Source organism: Nocardioides cremeus, from assembly GCF_030518195.1.
In the GTDB taxonomy this organism is placed as follows: Bacteria; Actinomycetota; Actinomycetes; order Propionibacteriales; family Nocardioidaceae; genus Nocardioides; species Nocardioides cremeus.
Window position 1 is genome coordinate 1 of sequence record NZ_JAULSC010000277.1, and the last position, 277, is coordinate 277.

Here is a 277-nt window from a genome sequence, read left to right on the forward strand (position 1 = left end):
CTGCGATGGCCGGCGGCGCGTCGAAGAGGGCGGCAACGACCCACGAAGGGCCCAGGTCGTCCGGATGGACGAGCAGGGCATCCTCGCGCAGAAGCGCGGGAAGATTGGCCGCCTGCGGCTGTTGGCCTGAACGGGGCATCCCCAGCCGTTCGCCTGGGGCCACGAGGGGATCGCCGACCACGTACGCCATCCGCGCCGGGTCCGTCGTCGAGGCCGCCACGGCCAACGTGGGGACGGACCCATGCAGGTCCAACGACCCCGGCCCGGTGACGTCGGG

Annotated in this window: 1 protein-coding gene; it reads right to left on the reverse strand. The window is 72.9% G+C overall.

Features of this window, described 5'->3' with window-relative positions; genetic code table 11:
- The coding region (locus tag QWJ41_RS21155) for a hypothetical protein (protein ID WP_302710467.1) at positions 1–190 on the reverse strand (190 nt) is incomplete at its 3' end.
- Between the last annotated feature and the right edge of the window lie 87 nt (positions 191–277).